Here is a 19,654-nt window from a genome sequence, read left to right as displayed (position 1 = left end):
GGGCTCAGGCGCGGTCCGCGGTCTCCCGCGAGGCCGCCTGCGCCCGACGGAAGAGCAGCAGCGCGACGCCCAGGACCACCGCGATGGCGATCACGGACACGAGGATGAACCAGTCGCCGAAGCGGTCGATGAAGTCGGGCTCGAAGGCGCCGGCGGAGATGTCGAACGCCTCGAGGAACGCGAAGCCGAAGCTCGCCACCGACAGCAGCAGCGCGAAGCCGACGAACACGCCGGAGGCCGGGGCCTGGCCGGGGATCGGCTCGCCGGGGACGCGGGGGCGCATGCCCATGAGCGGCTCGATCTTGCCGTGCAGGGCCGGGATCAGCCACACCGCGGGGATCGCGCCGAGCAGGATGCCGGACATGATGACGTCCACGCCGAGGCCGAGGATCTCGAGCGCGAGCATCGACTCGGGCAGCCCCTCGACGAACTCCGCGTCCTCGACGCCGATCCACACCTTGGAGAGGTCGACGATCGCGGAGAGGACCTTGTCCACGAGCACCAGCACGATCGCGCCGAGGGCGATCTGGCCCTTCGAGCGGGGGTTGCGGATCAGGGAGCCGGCGATGAACACGGCGAGGAACATCTGCAGGAAGCCCTCGACCTCGGCGAGGCCGGAGAAGTCGCCCATGAGCAGGTCGGTGAACACGATCTCGCCGAGCGGCGCGCCGAGCGCGGCCCAGAACGGGGAGAACAGCGCGGCGATGGTCAGCGGCACGAACACCATGTACGACACGGAGATGTCGACGGGGCCGATCGAGGGGTCCGGGATGATCTCCAGGATGATGTTCGACAGCCCGAACAGCGACATCGACAGCACGAAGATCATGAGCTTCTGCGAGGTGGACAGCTGGGCGTTGCGCACGCCGTCGACGACACCGCGGAGGGTGCCGCGACGCTCGTCCTCGGCGGGGCGCGGGGGGATCTGGGTGGACACGGGGGTCTCCTTCGGCAGGTCAGAGCAGGTCAGGGCAGGGCGGGGCGGGGATGCGACGGGGTGGATGACGCCGACGGGGGCCGGGGTCGGTCTCGGGGCGGGGGCGGACGGGCAGGGCCGACGGGTCGGCCGAGTCGGGCAGATCAGGGGGCCGGCTCGGCGAGCCGGTCGGCGAGCACGCCGATGACGTCGCCGGGGCCGTCGAGGACGTGGTCGGCGAGGCCGTCGGCGAGCGCGCGGTCGAGCGACGGGCCGTCGTCCTTCCCGCCGCGCAGCAGGCAGATGGTGCCGATCCCGGCCTCGCGGCCGCCGCGACCGTCGTTCAGCGCCTTGTCGCCGACGTAGACGACGTCCGCCGGGGCGACGTCGAGGCCCGCGAGGGCGGCGGCGAAGATCTCGCGGCCGGGCTTGCGCACGCCGATCTCGTCGGAGTACGCGGCGGGGCCGATCAGGTCCAGCACTCCGTGCTCGGCGAGGGTCGCGCGGACCCCGCGGCCGGAGATCGTGTTCGAGACGATGCCGACGACGATCCCGCGCCCATGGGCCCAGCGCACCAGCTCCACGGCCCCCTCGCGCGGGCTCGGCACGCCCTTGGCTCGGTGGAGCAGGAAGGACAACTCGGAGGCCTCGAGCCGGAGGGCGGCGCGCAGCGGCGCGGGCAGGTCGGCCCCGATCAGGTCGCCCCACAGCTCGGCGGGATCGACCTCGTCGTGGCGATGGTCGGGGTCGGCGAGGCGGTCGCGGGAGCGCTTCCGCTCCCGATGCCGCTCCCAGCCGGCGGCCACCGCCCGCTCCGCCTCGGCGGCGGTGAGGGGGTGACCGCAGCGCTCGGCGAGGTCGACCAGGGCCCGGCCGACGACCGCGTCGCGGGACGGATCGGGCGTCGAGGTGGTGAGCACGCCGCCGTGGTCCAGCAGCAGGGCGAGCGGCCGGCGGGCCGGGCCGGCGCCGGGAGCCGCGGTCCCGACGGAGCGGCCGCCGGCGGAGGTGCCCGCGGTGGTGGTGCGCCCGTCGGCGGGACCCGCGGCGGCCGAGCGCCCGTCGGCAGAGTCCCCGGCGGCAGAGTCCCCGGCGGCCGGAGCACCGTCGGCCGGGCCGACCGCGGCGCGCAGCTCCGCGAGCAGCCCCTCCGGCGTCTCCAGCACCAGATCGGGGCGGGCCGTGACGGGGAACGGCGGATGATCGGTGCGGCGGTCGCGGGTGATCACCACGCGGCCCACCCCGGCGCGGCGGCCCGCGACCACATCGCGGTCGAGGGTGTCGCCGACGTACCAGGCGTCGCGGGCGGGGACCCCGAGGGCGTCGGCCGCGAGGTGGATCATGCCGGGGTGCGGCTTGCGGATGCCGACCTCGTCCGAGTACACCTGCACGCCGAAGCAGCCGTCGATCCCCTCGGCGCGCAGGATCTCGCGGTGCGCGCGGCCGGAGTGGGCGTTGGAGACGATGCCGAGCACGATCCCCCGCTCGCGCGCCTCGGCGAGCAGCTCGCAAATGCCTGGGCGCACGCGATGATCGGAGACGGCGTGCGCCTTCGCGACGAGGATCCGCTCGGCCTCGAGCACGAGGGCGGAGCGGGCGGCATCGGGCAGGTCCGCGAGGAGGAAGTCCTCGACGATCTCGCGCGGCGCGAGCTCCCGCGGGGCGAGGCGACGGGAGGCGGCGTTCTTCCACATCGACAGGGCGGCGCGTCCCGCGCGCAGCGAGGCCTCGACGTCGGCCCGCTCGAGGCGGTGACCTGCGGCGGCCGCCAGGTCGAGCACCGTGCCGGCAAGGACGTGCACCCAGTCGGCGCGGGCGGTGGTGGTGACGACGACGCCGCCGAAGTCCAGCAGCAGCGCCCGCGGGGCACGGACGGGAGCCGCGGGCTGCGGGCCGCTCGAGGCGGTCTCCGCGGAGTCGGCGGGCGCAGCGTCGGCGGGAGCGGCGTCGGCGGGGGCCGGGGTCGAGCACGCGGCGGTGCGGGCCGGGGTCCCGGGAGAGGGCTGGGCGGTGGTCATGGGCTCGACCGTACGGAGGCGCGGACGCCCCCGGATGAACGGCCGGTGAACCCGCCGCCACGGGACGGCCAATCCTGCTGCAGATCTGCATTTCGCCTGGAGAGGGTCGACTTCGGGGTGCTATCCAGGGGCCATGGGAGCACCCTCGGGCCGCGCGACGCTGGCCGACGTCGCCCGCGCCGCGGGGGTCTCGGCCTCGGCCGCGTCGATGGCGCTGAACCGTCGGGGCGGCGTGCGTCAGGAGACCCGGCTGCGGGTCCTCGCAGCGGCCCGGACGGTCGGCTACCGGGCGCGACGCAGCGCCGTGCGGGATGCGACCGTGCTCGGCGTGATTCCCACCGACCTCGGGAACGCGTACCACACGGACGTCATCACCGGCATCGAGCGGTTCGCGGAATCCGTCGGATACGCGGTGGTGATCGGGCACGGCCGACGCGACGGGGACCACCTCGAGCGGCAGCTCGAGCGGATGCTGGGCTTCGGCGTCGACGGGGTGATCGCGGTGACGACCTGGCTGAGCCCATCGACCCTCGCCGCGGCGGCCGCGGTGCTGCCCGTCGCCGTGATCGGGAGGATGCAGGATCCCGTGCCCGGCACCGATGCGGTGCGCTGTGACGACGCGGCCGGGGCCGCCCTGGCCGTCCGCCATCTCGTCCAGCGCGGCCACCGCCGACTCGCGCACGTGACCATGTCCAGCCGCCCCGGTCCCGCCTCGCGCCGCGCCGGGTTCACGGCGGAGGCGGCGCGCCTGGGGTTGGTGCCGGGGCTCAGGTCAGGGTCGGCGTCGGGGCAGGGGCCGGGGTCGGAGCCGGGCGGGCCGGCGGGCGGACCCACGGGGTCCGTGGAGGTGATCGGCCCGGAAGCGAACTGGGCCGCGATGGACGCCCGGATCGACGACCTCATGCGGCGGATCCGCTCGGGCGACCCGGCAGCGCCGACAGCGGTCTTCGCGGCCAATGACGTCGCCGCGGTGCGGGTGCTGCACTGGGCGGCGGACCTCGGGGTGCGCGTGCCGGAGCAGCTGAGCGTGGTCGGCTACGACTCCTCCACGGTGGCCCTCACCGTCCAACCGCACCTGACCAGCGTGAACCAGCCGCGAGAGGAGATGGGACGCCTTGCGGCGGAGATGATCCGGGAGCGCCTCGCCGGCCGCGCGCACGACGCCGACCTCCTCGTCCAGCCCGTGCTGCGCGAGCGCGACTCGACGGGCCCGGCGCCACGTGCGCGCCGCTGAGGGTGCACCGCCGCCCGGTCGTGGAAACCCCCACACACTTGGGGGAGTTCCGCTCGTATTCCCCCAAGTGTGCGGGGGTAACGAGAGCGCGAGGTGGGAGAGCGGCGCGGGAAAGGCCGACGAGCCGACGGTCCAGGAGGCGCGGGAGAAGTCCACACGGCTCGGAGACCTCGCCCCGTGTGACCTGCGCCCGGTCGGTTCGCGCGGGCCCAGGGTGTCGGGTACGCTGTCCACTGCTCTTGATGAGCACTGGAGGATTCGCCTAGCGGCCTATGGCGCACGCCTGGAACGCGTGTTGGGTGCAAGCCCTCGGGGGTTCAAATCCCCCATCCTCCGCCAGCGGCGAAGGCCCCTCACCTGCGGTGGGGGGCCTTCTTCGTGTCCCGGACCGCCCCAAGGAGCATCGTGCAGATCATCGACGCCACCCCCGTCCACCTCGCGGCCATCACCGCGATCCACAATCACGCGGTCGAGCACACCACCGCGATCTGGGACGAGGATCCGGTGGACGTCGAGGATCGCGCCCGCTGGATGAGCGATCGGCAGGCGGCGGGCTTCCCCGTGCTGGTGGCGGTCGACGAGGCCGGCGAGGTTCTCGGCTTCGGCAGTTACGGCACCTGGCGCACCCGCTCGGGCTACCGCCGCACCGTCGAGCATTCCGTATACGTGCGGGAGGACCAACGAGGCAAGGGACTCGGGCGCGCCCTGCTCACGGCATTGATCGAGCACGCCCGGGCCGCCGGCATCCACGTGATGGTCGCAGGCATCGAAGCCGGCAACGTCGGCTCGATCCGGCTCCATAAACGACTGGGATTCGTCCTCGAGGGAACGATGCCGCAGGTCGGCGAGAAGTTCGGGCGTTGGTTGGACCTCAGCTTCCTGCTGCTCCGCCTCGACGACGCCGCGGTCCCGCCGGCGCGCGACTGACCTCCGCCCTGGGACGGCGCGGAGCACGCTGACGTCCGCGGCCCCAGCTCCGCTCCCGACCGACGAGTAACCCCGCGCACCTGGGGGAATGATCGACGAATTCCCCCCTAAGTGCGGGGTTTCCGCGGGGTGGCGAAGAGTCTGGTGGCAGGGGCGGCGAGGCGGTGGCGGCCGGCGTGGGACTCCGCAAGGGCGACGGCGCGACAGGGTGCCGTGGCGCGGAGGGTGCCGGGTCTCGAGGTCTCGACCTCGTATCACTTCCCCGGGACGCTCCCGTGCGCGAAAAGTCCCGGTTAGTCTGCGGTGGCACGCGGCCACGACGACGCAGGGGGAGCACGTGACGAATCCGGGATGGGGCGGGGACGGCTCCGGCGCGCAGCACGGGCAGGGCGGCTCGGGCCCGGATCCTTGGGCACAGCCGCCGCAGGGGCAGCCGCAGGGCGAGGGCCGGCAGGCTCCCCAGGCTCCGCCGTACGGTCAGGGCCCGGAGCATGGCGGCGGCCCGCAGCAGAACGGCAGCCCGCAGCCGGGATGGGGGCCGACGGGCTCTCCCGCGCAGCCCTCCCCCGGCTACGGCCAGCAGCCCTCTCCGGGCTACGGCAGTCCCGCGGCACCCGCCGGCTACGGCCAGGGCACCGCGGGCGGCTACGGCCAGAACGCGCCCGGCGGTTTCGGCAGCTCCGCCGCCCCGGACGGCTACGGCCACTCCGGACCCGGTGGCTTCGGCCCCACCGGCCCGGGCGGCCCCGGCAGCCCCTCCGGACCCGGCGGCTACGGTCCCACCGGACCCACCGGCCCCACCGGTGAGCAGCCGCCGTCGAAGCGGACGTGGCCGCTGCTCGTCGGTGCCATCGCCTGCATCGGCGCACTGGTCCTCGCCGTGGCGGGAGGCATCGGCTTCCTCGCCCTGAACAGCCGCGGCGGCGGGGACCCCACGGCGCAGGAGACCACCGCCACCTCGGAGGACCCGCCGTCCGACCCGACGACCGATCCGACCACGGATCCGACCACCGAGGAGGGCTCGGGCTTCGAGGTCATCCCCGCCTACGACCGCCCGCCGGGCACCCCCGAGGAGCTCGCGGAGATCCTCGCGGACAACCCGCTCACCGGCGGGGACCTGCCCGACATCGGCACCTGCGAGCTCCCGCCCACGCCTCCGGACGCCACCGCGGAGCAGCTCCAGGCGGTGCTGGACGCGAGCGCGGGCTGCCTGAACCAGGTGTGGTCCGCGGCGAGCTCCGACCGCGGCCTGCCGTGGCGCAACCCGACGGTGACCGTCTACGAGCATCCGACGCTGCCGAACTCGTCGTGCTCGGACAACCCGGACAACTTCGGGGCGGACTTCGCAACGGTCTGCAACCTGGACACCGCGATCTACTGGCCGCTCGGCTACGGCACCGGCACGGCGTTCACCGACGAGAACCAGGTCGCCCAGGCCTACCTGTGGGACCTCTCGTACTCGTACACGAACACCCTCATGTGGAACAGCTCGCTGACCGTGTACTACGTGACGATGATGAACCAGTTCCAGGACTCCGGGGACTCCGCGGCGTACGACGAGGCGTTCATCCGCTGGGACCTCCAGCGCAGCTGCCTGACCACCGCCGCGCTCGGCCAGCTGCCCGCGGAGGCGCAGCCCAGCGGCGCCTTCCGCGAGGGCCTGCTCGACGAGGCCACCTGGCCCGAGCAGGGTGACCGCCCGGTGACCCCGTCGACCCGCGTGCTATGGCTGCGCAACGGTCTGGAGTCCGGCGGCGACCTCTCGGCGTGCAACACCTGGGCGGCGCCCGTCGAGCAGGTGACCTGACCGACTGACGGGCCCCAGACGCCCCCGGCGGGCACGGCCCGGCCCGCCGACCGCCCCGCCGGCCCGGCCGACCGCTCAGCCGAGCGTCGCCGGCCGCTCCCAGTCCTCGCCGCGCACGTGCTCGTCGAGGAAGCCGACGAAGGTCTCGTACCAGACCTGCGCGTTGCCGCGGCCCAGGATCCAGTGGCCCTCGTCCGGGAAGTACAGGTAGCGATGCTGCGTGCGGCCCTCGGCGTCGCGCGGCGTCGCGGAGAAGCGGTGCAGGTCGTACCAGAGCGCATGGCCCTGCGCGATCGGGACGCGGTAGTCCTTGTCGCCGTGGATGACGAGCATCGGCACCACGATCTCGCGCACGGACGCGCTCGGATCGTGCTCCGGGTTCTGCCGACGCATCGGCAGCTCCCAGCCGGAGTTGTCGGTGGTGCGGCCCATCGACTCGGTGTCCCACAGGGAAGCGTGGGTGACGATGCAGCGGAAGCGGTCCCCGGTGTGCCCGGCGACCCAGTTCGCCATGTATCCGCCGTAGGAGCCGCCGGCGAAGGCGGTCGCGCCCTCGTCGATGTCGTCGCGGGCGATCGCCTGGTCGGTCAGCGCCATGATGTCGGTGAACGGGGCGCCGCCCAGCTCGTGCTGGCCGCGGTCGATCATCGCCTGGCCGTAGCCGGTGGAGATCGCGGGATCGGGCAGCAGCACGGCGTACCCGGCGGCGACAAAGGGGTTCGGATTCCAGCGGTAGGTCCACGCGTTCCAGGAGCCCCACGGACCGCCGTGGGCGAAGACGACGAGCGGGTGCGGGCCGTGCCCGTCGGGCAGGCGCAGCCAGGCGCGCAGCGCCGTGCCGTCCTCGGCGGTCGCGGTGACCTCGGTGAGGGAGCCGGTCTGCTCGACCTCGTCGGCCGGGTTCGGCAGGCGGGAGAGGCGACCGTCCGACGGGTCGACGGCGACGGGATGCGGGGCGCAGGCGACGGAGGAGGCCGAGGCGATGAGGCGGCCGCCGGCGACGGAGAGGTCCGCGAAGGACAGCTCCTGCTCGGGCCCGCCGACGAGTCGGCGCGGGGCCGGGTCGGTGAGGGCGCCGATCCAGAGCGAGCCGCGCCCCTGGTCGTCGGAGGCCGCGGCGAGAGTCTCACCGTCGACCCACACCGGGTCGACCCAGTGGTCGAGCTCGGGCCAGACGGGCACGGTGGTGCCGGTGGCGAGGTCGAGCAGCTCGACCGCGGAGCTCATGGTCTGGGTCTCGGTCCAGATGCGGTGGCGGGAGATCAGCACGCGGGTGCCGTCGGGGCTGAACGCGCCGGGTCCGTACTCGACCTCGCCGGTGGGCTCGCGCAGCAGGCGGGGCGGCTGCTCGCCGCGCAGGTCGAGCAGGTGCAGGTGGCCGGAGGCGAGGATCTCGCCGTGCGAGTCGGACATCGAGACGAGCGCGCGGGCGCCCTGTCGGTCCACGGTCCAGGAGGTCAGGCGTCCGGCCGGCATCGCGAGGTGGCGGAAGTGCAGCACCTGCGCGGCGGGGGCGTCGTCGTCGGCCGACGGGTCCGCCTCGGCGGCTCCGGCCGACGGGTCCGCCTCGTCGGCGGGCACGCTCGCGCCTCCGGCCGACGGCCCGGACGTCGCCTCGGCGGTCGCGAGGTCCGCCGGCAGCTCCGCGACGGCGAGGACGGTGCGCGCCGGCCCGAGGTCGTGATCCCAGTAGCGGGTGGGGAAGCCGTCGTGAAGGGCGGCGCTGACCTTGGCGTCCTTGCGGGCGCGGCCCAGCTCGACGTGCTCGGCCTCGTCGGCCGCCTGCGAGTGGACGGCGAGCTCGGCGATCAGCAGTTTCCCGGAGAGGTGCAGCGCGCCGAAGCCGCCGGGGCGGGCCGCGAGCTGGCGGGCCTCGCCGCGCGGAGGCAGGCCCCACAGCTGGGCATCTTCGGACTCCTCTCCGTCCTCCCCGATCCGCTTCGCGGTGAAGTACACGGTGCCGTCCTCCGCGGCGGCGACCGCGCCGATCGAGGCGGCGCCGCGGGTCAGGGGCAGCACCCGCTCGTCTTCGAGCTCGACGAGCGAGGTGACGTAGGCAGTGCCCTTCGCGTCGGGACGGGAGACGGTCGCGAGGATCCTCCCGCCCTCCGTGGTCTCGAGCCGTCCCAGTCGGGCGGCGTCCAGCAGGGCCTCGATGCTCGCGTATGTCATGGCGCACCATCCTGCCACCCCCGTCGGCCCGAGGCTTGCGCTCCCGCGAGACGGTAGTTTAAAGTTGAAACATCTTCACAGACGGACCGAACAGACCGAGGAGCCTCGCCATGCAGTTCGGAATCTTCACCATCGCCGACATCACCCCGGACCCCACCACCGGGAAGGTGCCCACCGAGAACGAGCGTCTGCGCTCGATGATCGAGCAGGGCAAGCTCGCCGAGCAGGTGGGCCTGGACGTCTTCGCGATCGGCGAGCACCACAACCCGCCCTTCGTCACCTCCTCCCCCACCACCACGCTCGCGTACCTCGGCGCGCAAACGGAGAAGATCATCCTCTCCACCGCGACCACGCTGATCACCACGAATGACCCGGTGAAGATCGCGGAGGACTACGCGATGCTGCAGCACCTCACCGGCGGCCGCGTCGACCTGGTGATGGGCCGCGGCAACACCGGCCCGGTCTACCCCTGGTTCGGCCAGGACATCCGCAAGGGCATCGAGCTCGCGATCGAGAACTACGACCTGCTGCGCCGCCTGTGGACCGAGGACGTCGTGGACTGGGAGGGCCAGTTCCGCACCCCGCTGCAGCAGTTCACCGCCACCCCGCGCCCGCTGGACGGCGTCGCGCCCTTCGTGTGGCACGGCTCGATCCGATCCCCGCAGATCGCCGAGCAGGCCGCGTACTACGGCGACGGCTTCCTGCACAACAACATCTTCTGGCCCATGAGCCACACGAAGCAGATGGTGCAGCTGTACCGCGAGCGCTACGAGCACTACGGCCACGGCAAGGCCCACCAGGCCTATGTGGGCCTCGGCGGCCAGGCGTTCATGCGCAAGAACAGCCAGGACGCGTGGAACGAGTTCCGGCCCTACTTCGACAACGCCCCGGTCTACGGCGGCGGCCCCTCGATGGAGGACTTCACCCGCGCCACCCCGCTCACCGTCGGTTCCCCCGAGCAGGTCGTCGAGCGGTACCTGACCATGGCCGACCACGTCGGCGACTACCAGCGCCAGATGTTCCTCGTGGACCACGCGGGCCTCCCGCAGAAGACGGTCCTCGAGCAGATCGAGCTGCTGGGCACCGAGGTCGTCCCCGTGCTGCGCCGCGAGCTCGAGGCTCGCAAGCCCGCCGACGTCCCCGAGGCGCCCACCCACGCGAACCGGGTCGCCGCCGCCGAGGCGGAGCGCGGCGCGTTCGACGACGCCTACAAGTTCGAGACCGGCGACAACTGGACCGGCCTCCGCGCCGAGGACGCGAAGGAGGCGAAGTGATGACGGCCCACACCGCGACCTTCCGGATCCTGGCCATCTCCTCCGGGCTCTCCACCCCAAGCTCCACCCGCATGCTCGCCGACCAGATGACCCGCGAGACTGCCGCCGCCCTCGGCGCCGACGGGACGCAGGTCGAGGTGAGCACCGTGGAGCTGCGCGAGTACGCCCACGATCTCACCGATGCGCTGCTGACCCGCTTCCCCAGCGAGCGCCTCGCGATGGTGATCGAGCAGGTCCGTGCGGCCGACGCGATCGTGGCGGTCACGCCGATCTTCAACGTCGGCCCCGCGGGGCTGTTCAAGATGTTCGTCGACGTCTTCGACACCGCACTGTGGGCGGACAAGCCGGTGCTGCTCGGCGCTACCGCCGGCACCGCCCGCCACTCCCTCGCGATCGACTACGCGCTCCGCCCGATGTTCGGCTATCTGAAGGCGGACCTGGTCCCCACCTCGGTGTTCGCAGCGTCGGCCGACTTCGGCGCCGACACCGAGCACCAGGCCGACGCGCAGCCGCTCGCCGTGCGGGTGCGCCGGGCCGCGGCCGAGCTCGCGACGATGCTGCGAGTCCGCCGCGGGATCGCTGCGGGTGCCGGGGCGGCGACCGACGGGATGACCGCCGCCGAGGAGGCCGCACCTGCGCCCGACGCGGAGGACGTCGCGGAGAGCTCCGCGCGCCCCGCCCTCGACCCGGAGTTCTCGGACTTCGTGCCGATGGGGCAGCTGCTGCGCCGCGGCTGACCGCCGCCCGGCCTCACACCCCTGTCGGCCGCGCCCCCTCTCGGGGTCGGGACGCGGCCGACAGGCCCCCCGGGGACTCGCACCGCTCACCCGATGGCCACCGGCTCCTCGACGAGCGCGGGCCGTCGCCGCAGCGTGAGCAGCCCGGCCGCCACGGCGAGCACGGCGCAGCCGGTGGTGATCACGCCCAGCGGGAGGATGCTCAGCGAGCCGGCGATGCCGACGAAGGGCGCCGAGATCGCGCCGAAACCGAAGCGCGCGGTGCCTAGGATCGACCCGGCGGTGCCCGCCATCTGCGGGTACTCCCGCAGGGCGAGGGTGGTGCCGGCCGGGGAGGCCAGCTGCGCGCCGCACGCGAGCAGGAACAGCGAGGCGACGACGACGGCGAGCGGCATCGGTGCGAGACCCGCGAGAAGCAGTCCCAGGGCGCCGAGCCCGGTCACGCCGATCCCCGCGAACAGGGCGCCGTGGACGTTCCAGCGCTCGGCGAGGCGCCCGCCCGTCCAGCCGCCGAGGACCGCGCCGGTGGAGTTCAGGGCGAAGGCGGCGGCGTATCCCTGCGGGGACAGGCCGTAGATCTCCTGGAGCACGAAGGTGGAGCCGGCGAGATAGGCGAAGATCGCGGCGTAGACGAAGCCCTGCGTGAGGACGGCGCCGACGAAGACGCGGTCGGCGATCAGGACCCGCAGGTCGGCGCCGGTGCGCCCGAGCCCGCCGCTGCTGCGCCGCTCGGGCGGCAGGGTCTCGGTGAACAGGGTCGCCGAGAGGATCAGCAGCACCACGCCGACGACGGCGAGGAAGGCGAACAGCCCGCGCCAGTCGAAGAAGACGTTCAGCAGCCCGCCGATCAGGGGGCCGACGATCGCGGCAGTGGGGCCGGCGACGGCGAGTCGGCCGTAGAAGCGGATCAGCTCGCGGCCGTCGAAGAGGTCGCGGCCCGCGGCCTGGGCGATGACCACGCCGACCCCGCCGGCGAGGCCCTGCACGTAGCGGGCCGCGATCAGCAGCTCGATGCTCGGGCTCAGCGCGCAGAGGGTCGAGAAGACGACATAGGCGGCGACGCCGAGGAGCAGGATGCGGCGGCGTCCGTACTGGTCGGATGCGGGTCCGGCGAGCAGCTGGCCGGAGGCGAGGCCGAGCAAGCAGGCGGTCACCGTCAGCTGGGCGACAGACGTGACGGCGCCGAGCTCCGCGGTGAGGGCCGGGAGCGCGGGCAGGTAGAGGTCCATCGAGATGGGGCCGAAGACGGTCAGTAGCAGGAGGATCCAGGGCAGGACCTTCGGGATGACCGGGGTGGTGGGCGCGGGGAGCGTGGTGGTCACGGCGGGGCGGTTCTTCCTCGGGGGAATGCAGGGCGGGGCGGTGGGGGACGCAGGGCGGGGAGGCGGGAGATGCAGAGGGCGCGGTGGCGGGAGGAGGGAGGTCCTCAGTCCACCATCGGCGGGTGGCACGAGCCAGTCCCTCCCAGGGCACCCCAGGACCGAGCACCCCTCGGAGCGGCATCCCCGGACCGCGCACCGCGACGCCACCCCTGGACTACGCTCGGTGCAATCGCTTTCCACCGACTGGATCCGGAGCTCCGCCCCGGTGCCGCGTCGCCGCCTCGAACGGAGGGATCCCCATGATCCGCGCCGGACTCTGCTCCGTCACCTTTCGCCCGCTGTCGCCCGAGCAGATCGTCGACCTGACCGTCGGCGCGGGCCTGTCCCGCATCGAATGGGCGGGGGACGTGCACGTGCCGCCGGGCGACCCGGGGCGTGCCGAGGAGGTCCGCGCGCTCACCGAGAATGCCCTCCTCGACGTCGCCTCCTACGGCTCCTACCTGCGCTTCGAGGGCGACGAGGAGCAGGTGCGGGCCGACGGGGAGGCGGTGCTCGCCTCGGCGGTCGCGCTCGGCGCCCCGCGGATCCGGGTCTGGGCAGGCAGCCAGGGATCGGCCGACGTCGCACCCGAGGAGCGGGCCCGGATCGCCGCTCGCGTGCGCGCCTTCGCGGACCGGGCCGGGGAGGCCGGGGTGGAGGTCGGCCTCGAGTTCCACGGCCGCACCCTGACCGACGAGATCGGCTCGACCCTCGCCCTGCTCGACGAGGTGAGCCGGGAGAACGTGCTCTCGTACTGGCAGCCGCACCAGGACATGCCGGATGCGGACGCCCTCGCGACGCTCCGCGCGACACTCCCCCACGCCTCGACGATCCACGTCTTCTCCTGGTGGCCGGGCTCCAAGCGCCTCCCCCTCGCCGAGCGGGGCGAGCTGTGGGAGCAGGTCTTCGGAATCCTCGTCGCCGAAGGTTCGCCCCGCGACGCCCTGCTCGAGTTCGTGCCGGGCGACGACCCCGCCACGCTCGAGGGCGAGGCAGAGACCTTGAGGGCGCTGATCGCCGCCGGGAAGCACCGGGCGGCGTCGGCCGCTCCCGAGGAACCGGCCCGATGAGAGCCCTGCTGGCCCTGCCCGCCGGCCTGCAGCACCGCATGTTCTCGCCCGGTCAGCTCGAGGAGCTGGCCCGTCTGGCGGAGATCGACATCGAGCGCGCCGCGCCGGACCTCACCGCCGTCCCCGATGCGGAGCTCGCGACCGTCGAGGTGCTGGTGACCGGCTGGGGCTCCCCCGCGATCGACGCCGCGGCCCTCGACCGTCTGCCCACCCTACGCGCGATCGTGCACACCGCCGGGACCGTCCGCTTCACCGTCACGGACGCCGTGTGGGAGCGCGGCGGGATCACCGTCACCTCCGCGACCGAGGCGAACGCGGTGCCCGTCGCCGAGTACGCGCTCGCCCACATCCTGCTCGCCGGCAAACGGACCCGCGCCCAGGAGGCGCGCTACCGGCGTCTGCGACGCCCCGAGCACGCCGCCGCCTCCGATCCCGGGATCGGGAACCACGGGGCGGTGGTCGGGCTCGTCGGCGCCTCCCGCATCGGGTTGCTGGTCGCCGAGCATCTGCGGCGCTTCGACGTGGAGGTGCTGATCACCGACCCGTACGTCGGCGCGGAGCGGATCGCCGAGCTCGGCGCGACGAAGGTCGAGCCCGAGGAGCTGTACGCCCGCAGCGACGTGGTGAGCCTGCACGCCCCGGACGTCCCTTCGACCCGCGGCATGGTCAGCCGGGAGCTGCTCGCGCTGATGCGGGACGGCACCACCTTCGTCAACACCGCCCGGCCCGCCCTCGTGGACCTCGACGCCCTGCGCGACGAGGTGGTCGCGGGACGGCTCGCCGCCGTGCTCGACGTGCACGACGACCTCGCCACGGACGACCCGCTGTGGGACGCGCCGCTCGCGACGATCACCCCGCACATCGCCGGCTCCCTCGGCAACGAGCTGCACCGTCTCGGCGGCGCCGCGCTCGAGGAGATCCGGCGGCTCGCCGCCGGGGAGCCGCCCCGCTGGCCGGTGGACGGGAATCGGAGGGATCTCACGGCCTGAGCGAGCCTCCCGGCCCGCTCCGGGAGCACCCGCCTCGTTAAGCTGACCGGGCGGGACAGCGTTTCCCACCCCACCCGCAGGACCTGCAGAAGGAGACCCGATGCCCGCCGTGCGCCTCAGCGACGTCGCCCAGGATGCCGGGGTCTCCCTGGCCACCGCCTCGCGGGTGCTCAACGGCTCCGCCCGCGTGCCCGGCAAGGCCGTCGCCGACAAGGTCCGCGCCTCCGCGGACAAGCTCGGCTACGTCCCCAACGCCCAGGCTCAAGCCCTAGCCCGCTCCCGCTCGGGACTCATCGGCCTCGTGGTCCACGACATCGCCGACCCCTACTTCGCGACCATCGCCCGCGAGGTGCAGCAGCAGGTCTTCGCCTCGCAGTCGCAGGTGCTGCTCACCCAGACCGACCGCGTGATCGACACCGAGATCCGCGCCCTGCGCGCCCTCATCGCCCAGCAGGTCGACGCCCTCGTGCTGGTCGGCTCGCACCGCTACGGCACCGAGGCCGATGCCGCGATCAGCACCCTCCTGCAGGGCTTCGAGCGCAACGGCGGGAAGGTCGTCGGGCTCGGGCAGTCCCTCGGCGTCGGCCGCACGATCGTCCTCGACAACGCCGCCGCCGCTCACGAGCTCGCGACCTCGCTGATCGTCGAGGGTCACCAGCGCTTCGCCCTGGTCGAGGGCATCGCCGGGATCCCGTCGGCCGGCGACCGCACCGGCGGGTTCGTCGCCGCGCTCACCGAGGCCGGGATCGAGCCGGAGCTGAGCTGCGCCGCGGAGCTGACCCGCGACGGCGGGCACGTGCTCGCGGCCCGCCTCGACGAGCACCTCGCCGGCCCTGGCGCCGACGATCCGCGGCCGCTGTGCGTCTTCGCGCCGGCCGACGTGATGGCCCTCGGCACGCTCGGCGAGCTGCGTCGGCGCGGGATCGACGTGCCCGGCCGGGTCGCGGTCGCCGGCTTCGGCGGGGTGCCCGGGGCGGCCGACGCGCACCCGACCCTCACCACCATCGCGCTGCCGCTCGCGGAGATGGCGCGCCAGGCCGCGGAATGGGTGCTCGAGTCCGTCCCCGGCCGCGGCGCCGACGTGGTGGGGTCCGACGACGCGGCGGGGGCTCCGTCGGCCGGCGACGACGAGCCGGCTCCCGGAGCGGGCGATGCGCGCGAGGTGCACCTCCGCGGCGACGTGGTGCTCGGCGAGTCCACGGCGCTGACCGGCCTCGCCTGAGCCGGCCCCGTCGTAACAGGACCGCCGCAGCAGCACCGCCACACCGACCTGAAGCGGAGGGGGGGGGCCCCCCCGAAAGGGCCCCCCCCCCCCCACGTTCCAAACCATTTGCCGCTCCCCACGGAGCGGCCCCTCCGCCGTCGGCGTCAGAACGCGTTGACGCGGTCCAGGAACTCCTGGATCTGCTCGCGGGAGAAGCCGCCGAAGCCGGTGAGCCGGCCGACGGGGATCTGCTCGAACATCTTGGCCATCTCCGGATCCTGGAAGAACGGGAGGTGACCGGCGAGGTCGTGCAACGCCTCGGCGCCACCGGGGATCGCGGCGAGCTCGAGCGGGGTGGTCGAGAAGGACGCCTCGATCCGCGGCTCGGTGCCGGCGAGCTCCGCCTCGGCCTCCAGGCGCAGGTCACGGCTGGACGCACCGATCTCGACCCGGTACGTGCCGCCCTCGACGGCCCACTGGCCCGCGCGGACGTCCCAGTACTGCAGCTCCGCCTCCGGCATCTCCACGGTGACGCGGGCGGACTCGCCGGGGGCGAGGGTGACGTCGGCGAAGCCCTTGAGCTCGCGCGGGGCGCGGGCGATCGAGCTGCCGGGGACGGAGACGTAGGCCTGGACCACCTCGCGGCCCTCGCGGGCGCCGGTGTTGGTGACGGTCAGCTCGGCGACGAGGCCGCCGTCGCGCGCGGTCAGGGCGAGGTCGGCGTACTCGAAGGTGGTGTAGCTGAGGCCGTGACCGAAGGGGAAGGCGACCTCGGTGCCGCGGGCGTCGAGCCCGCGGTAGCCGACGAAGAGGCCCTCGCCGTAGGTGACGCGGCCGTGCTCCCCCGGGAAGTACGGCGTGGCCGGGACGTCCTCGAGGCGCAGCGGGATGGTCTCGGCGAGCTTGCCGGAGGGGGCGACGCGGCCGAAGAGGACGTCGGCCGTGGCCTCGCCGCCGGCCTGGCCGAGCAGCCACGCCTCGAGCACCGCGGGGGCCCTGCGCAGCGTCTCGGAGAGGCGGATCGCGGAGCCGTTGGAGAGGACCACGACGGTGCGCGGGTTCGCCGCGAGCACCTCCTCGAGCAGCCGCTCCTGGGCGGCGGGCAGCTCCATGTCGGTGCGGTCGTAGCCCTCGGACTCGACGTCCTCGCCGAGCCCCAAGAAGAGCACGACGGTGCCTGCGGCGCGGGCGACCTCGACGGCCTCGGCGCGCAGGGCGTCGTCGTCGGCCGGGCTCTCCGCACCGCCGGGGACGAAGCCGCGCGCGAAGGGGACCTCCCCGGCGGTCTCGCGGATCGCGTCGAGCGCGGTGGAGAGGCGGTGGGCGTTCACGTGCGAGGAGCCGGCGCCCTGGTAGCGAGGGGTCCGGGCGAAGTCGCCGATGACGGCGAGGCCGCCGTCCGCAGCAGCGGCCGCGGGGTCGAGCGGCAGCAGCTGGTCCTCGTTGCGCAGCAGCACGATCGCGCGGCGGGCGGCCTCGAGCGCGACCCGGTGGTGGGCGTCGACGTCGTAGGTCGCGTCGGCGGAGCGGACGGCGGCGGACTTCCGCAGCAGCTCGACCACCTTCGTCGCCGCGCGGTCCACGTGCGCGGGGTCGATCTCGCCGGCCTCGAGGGCGGCGGCGAGGGCCTGCTCGGCGCCGGGATCGGCGGGCATCTGCAGGTCCAGGCCCGCGGCGACGGCGGCGGGGCGGTCCACGACGGCGCCCCAGTCGGAGACGACCAGGCCCTCGAAACCCCACTGCTCACGGAGCACCTCGGAAAGCAGGAAGGGGTTCTGGGAGACGAGGGTGCCGAGCACCGAGTTGTAGGAGCACATGATCGTCCACGGCTGGGCGCGGGTGACGACGGCGCGGAAGGCGCGCAGGTAGATCTCGTGCAGGGTGCGCTCGTCGACGGAGACGTCGACGCGCATGCGGTCGGTCTCCTGGTTGTTCAGCGCGAAGTGCTTCACGGAGGTGCCGACGCCGCGGTCCTGCATGCCGTTCACGTAGGCGACGGCCATCTCGCCCGCGAGGTGGGGGTCCTCGGAGAAGTACTCGAAGTTGCGGCCGCACAGGGGTGAGCGCTTGATGTTCATGCCGGGGCCGAGCATGACGGAGACGCCCTCGGCGATGGCCTCCTCGGCGATCGCGGCGGCGACGGCGGCGGCGGTCTCACGGCTCCACGAGGCGGAGAGGCCGACGGCCGGCGGGAAGCAGGTGGCGGGGACCGAGTCGTGCAGGCCCAGGTGGTCGGCGTCGGCCTTCTGGGTTCGCAGGCCGTGCGGGCCGTCGCTGGTCATGACGGCCTCGAGGCCGAGGCTCGGTGCGCCGTGGGTGTACCAGAAGTCCGCTCCGCCGGTCAGCGCGACCTTCTCGGCGGCGGGCAGGGCGGCGACCTCGTCGCTGCCGCGCAGGAGCGGATGGGTGGGCGCGGTGGTGGCGTGATCCGGGGTGGTCATGGCGAGCTCCTCTGCGTGCTCAGACGGGATGGCCAAAACTTACACGAGTAACCGGAGGGGAGCCAGGGGTTGGGCAGGGGGCGACGGGACGCCACCTCTTCCCCGCACCGCCACCTGACCGCTGAGGTGGGCCCCACCTGACTGATGGGGGCTCCCCATGACAGTCACCCCGTCGGCGCCCCCGCGTGTCAGCGCCCCGGAGCGTGGCCTGAACGGTGCGATCGTCGGGGTCTGGGGCGGCTCTGACCTGCGCCTGACGGTGCTCGGCCGCCGCGAGACCTACCCCTCCCGGCGGGCGACCGTGCGGAAGCCGGCGTTGCCCATCGAGGAGTCGGGGGTGTTCTGCGAGCGCGCGGAGTTGCGGTAGCGGTTGCAGTACGAGATGTGGCAGAGGTAGCTGCCGCCGCGGAGGACCCGCGCCTGCCCCTCCTCGGGGCCCGTCGGGTCGAGGATCTCGCCGCGTAGGCCGGGCCGACGGTAGGCGGCGGGGTGGAACCAGTCCTCGCACCACTCCCACACGTTGCCGACCATCTGCCACAGTCCGTAGCCGTTGGGTGCGAAGGAGCGTCCGGGGGCGGTGGTGAGATAGCCGTCCTCGAGGGTGTTCTCCCGCGGGAAGTCCCCCTGGAAGATGTTGGCGCGCCAGCCGCCCTCGTCGACCTCGGCATCGCCCCAGGGGTACTTCGCCCCCTCGATGCCGCCGCGGGCGGCGAACTCCCACTCGGCCTCCGTGGGCAGGCGGCGGCCCGCCCAGGCGCAATAGGCCTGGGCGTCGTTCCAGCTCATGTGCACGACGGGATGGTCACCGAGCCCGTCGAGGTCGGAGCGCCGACCACCGGGGTGGCGCCAGTCGGCGCCGCGGACGCCGGCCCACCAGGGCGTGCCCGACGCCGGGCCCATGAGGTCCTCGGGCGCGGCGGCGATCGCGAGGTGGAAGACGGCCGAGAACCCGAAGGACTCCGCCTCAGTGACGTATCCGGTGTCCTCGACGAAGCGGGCGAAGGCGTCGTTGGTGACCGTCGTGGCATCCATCTCGAGGGCGCTGATCGACACCTCGTGCCGCGGCACCTCGCCATCTGCCCGGTTCCGGTCCCCGGAGGAGTCGCCCATCGTGAAGGTGCCCGCGGGGACGCTGATCTGCTCGATCGGGTGGCGTCCGGTCGCGGGCGCGCTCGGCGCGGGGGCGGGGCGAGGGGCGGGCATCCCCAGCAGCTGCTCCCGGCTCGGGGTGCCACAGCCGCATCCGCATCCGTTGGTCATCGAGGAGTCTCCTGTCGCCGGTGGTTCCGGCTGGGCCGTGCGTCCCCGGGCCGAGGGCTCCATCCTCCCTCGCCCGGGCCCCGGCGCGGGAGCGCGTGTCACCCGAGCGAGGCCGGGCGAGACGGCGCGCGTCGCCGTCGGGGGCGCATGTGGAGGTCGGGACGCGGGTGATGCGAGGTGCGGATATGTGCAGCTCGCATCACCCGCGTCCCGCTGCCCCGGCTCACGCGTGGGGCAGGACCAG

14 protein-coding genes and 1 tRNA gene are annotated in these 19,654 nt (G+C 73.8%); 9 read left to right on the top strand and 6 right to left on the bottom strand.

What is annotated here, in order from left to right; translation table 11 throughout:
* Positions 1 to 4: 4 nt before the first annotated feature.
* Positions 5 to 937 carry a cell division protein FtsQ gene (locus V1260_RS07610; RefSeq protein WP_329746215.1) on the bottom strand — a complete coding sequence of 311 codons (933 nt, stop codon included), beginning with the start codon at positions 935 to 937 and terminating at the stop codon, positions 5 to 7.
* 143 nt (positions 938 to 1,080) lie between these two features.
* Positions 1,081 to 2,934: an HAD family hydrolase gene (locus V1260_RS07605; protein WP_329746214.1), complete on the bottom strand. Its 1,854-nt coding sequence runs from the start codon at positions 2,932 to 2,934 to the stop codon at positions 1,081 to 1,083.
* A 133-nt stretch (positions 2,935 to 3,067) separates the two neighbouring features.
* Here V1260_RS07605 and V1260_RS07600 point away from each other — a divergent pair, with 133 nt between their 5' ends.
* From V1260_RS07600 to V1260_RS07585, 4 genes are all read left to right on the top strand, one after another.
* A complete protein-coding gene (locus tag V1260_RS07600; RefSeq protein WP_329746213.1) occupies positions 3,068 to 4,168 on the top strand; it encodes a LacI family DNA-binding transcriptional regulator in 1,101 nt (366 codons plus the stop codon).
* Positions 4,169 to 4,419: 251 nt separating this feature from the next.
* A tRNA-Ser gene (locus V1260_RS07595) sits at positions 4,420 to 4,507 on the top strand.
* A gap of 66 nt (positions 4,508 to 4,573) precedes the next feature.
* Positions 4,574 to 5,095 (top strand): GNAT family N-acetyltransferase, encoded by a 522-nt coding sequence (locus tag V1260_RS07590; RefSeq protein WP_329746212.1) that lies wholly within the window; start codon positions 4,574 to 4,576, stop codon positions 5,093 to 5,095.
* Between the two features lie 337 nt (positions 5,096 to 5,432).
* Entirely contained in the window at positions 5,433 to 6,902 is a 1,470-nt protein-coding gene (locus V1260_RS07585; RefSeq protein ID WP_329746211.1) for a hypothetical protein, read from the top strand.
* 75 nt (positions 6,903 to 6,977) lie between these two features.
* On the opposite strand, the gene V1260_RS07580 is transcribed toward V1260_RS07585, so the two are convergent.
* Entirely contained in the window at positions 6,978 to 9,074 is a 2,097-nt protein-coding gene (locus V1260_RS07580) for a S9 family peptidase (RefSeq protein WP_329746210.1), read from the bottom strand.
* 110 nt (positions 9,075 to 9,184) lie between these two features.
* On the opposite strand from V1260_RS07580, the gene V1260_RS07575 reads away from it, so the two are divergent.
* Together V1260_RS07575 and V1260_RS07570 are read left to right on the top strand one after the other, a co-directional pair.
* On the top strand, positions 9,185 to 10,348 hold the full coding sequence (locus V1260_RS07575; protein ID WP_329746209.1) for an LLM class flavin-dependent oxidoreductase: 1,164 nt from the start codon (positions 9,185 to 9,187) through the stop codon (positions 10,346 to 10,348).
* Positions 10,348 to 11,085 (top strand): CE1759 family FMN reductase, encoded by a 738-nt coding sequence (locus V1260_RS07570; RefSeq protein WP_329746208.1) that lies wholly within the window; start codon positions 10,348 to 10,350, stop codon positions 11,083 to 11,085. The genes V1260_RS07575 and V1260_RS07570 overlap by 1 nt, the downstream gene beginning before the upstream one ends.
* An 86-nt stretch (positions 11,086 to 11,171) precedes the next feature.
* Here V1260_RS07570 and V1260_RS07565 read toward each other — a convergent pair whose 3' ends face one another.
* Complete coding sequence (locus tag V1260_RS07565; RefSeq protein ID WP_329746207.1) at positions 11,172 to 12,407, bottom strand: multidrug effflux MFS transporter; 1,236 nt, start codon at positions 12,405 to 12,407, stop codon at positions 11,172 to 11,174.
* Positions 12,408 to 12,706: 299 nt separating this feature from the next.
* Between V1260_RS07565 and V1260_RS07560 the strand changes: the two genes are divergently transcribed.
* From V1260_RS07560 to V1260_RS07550, 3 genes are all read left to right on the top strand, one after another.
* A complete protein-coding gene (locus V1260_RS07560) occupies positions 12,707 to 13,516 on the top strand; it encodes a sugar phosphate isomerase/epimerase family protein (protein ID WP_329746206.1) in 810 nt (269 codons plus the stop codon).
* Positions 13,513 to 14,505, top strand: a complete 993-nt coding sequence (locus V1260_RS07555) for a hydroxyacid dehydrogenase (protein WP_329746205.1) — start codon at positions 13,513 to 13,515, stop codon at positions 14,503 to 14,505. The genes V1260_RS07560 and V1260_RS07555 overlap by 4 nt, the downstream gene beginning before the upstream one ends.
* Positions 14,506 to 14,605: 100 nt before the next feature.
* A complete protein-coding gene (locus tag V1260_RS07550) occupies positions 14,606 to 15,727 on the top strand; it encodes a LacI family DNA-binding transcriptional regulator (protein ID WP_329746204.1) in 1,122 nt (373 codons plus the stop codon).
* 146 nt (positions 15,728 to 15,873) lie between these two features.
* Here V1260_RS07550 and V1260_RS07545 read toward each other — a convergent pair whose 3' ends face one another.
* Entirely contained in the window at positions 15,874 to 18,150 is a 2,277-nt protein-coding gene (locus V1260_RS07545) for a glycoside hydrolase family 3 C-terminal domain-containing protein (RefSeq protein ID WP_329746203.1), read from the bottom strand.
* 279 nt (positions 18,151 to 18,429) lie between these two features.
* A complete protein-coding gene (locus tag V1260_RS07540; RefSeq protein ID WP_329746202.1) occupies positions 18,430 to 19,410 on the bottom strand; it encodes a formylglycine-generating enzyme family protein in 981 nt (326 codons plus the stop codon).
* Positions 19,411 to 19,654 lie beyond the last annotated feature (244 nt).

The sequence above is a fragment of the Brachybacterium sp. J144 genome, assembly GCF_036321705.1.
In the GTDB taxonomy this organism is placed as follows: domain Bacteria; phylum Actinomycetota; class Actinomycetes; order Actinomycetales; family Dermabacteraceae; genus Brachybacterium.
This window is presented reverse-complemented; position numbering and strand designations above follow the sequence as displayed.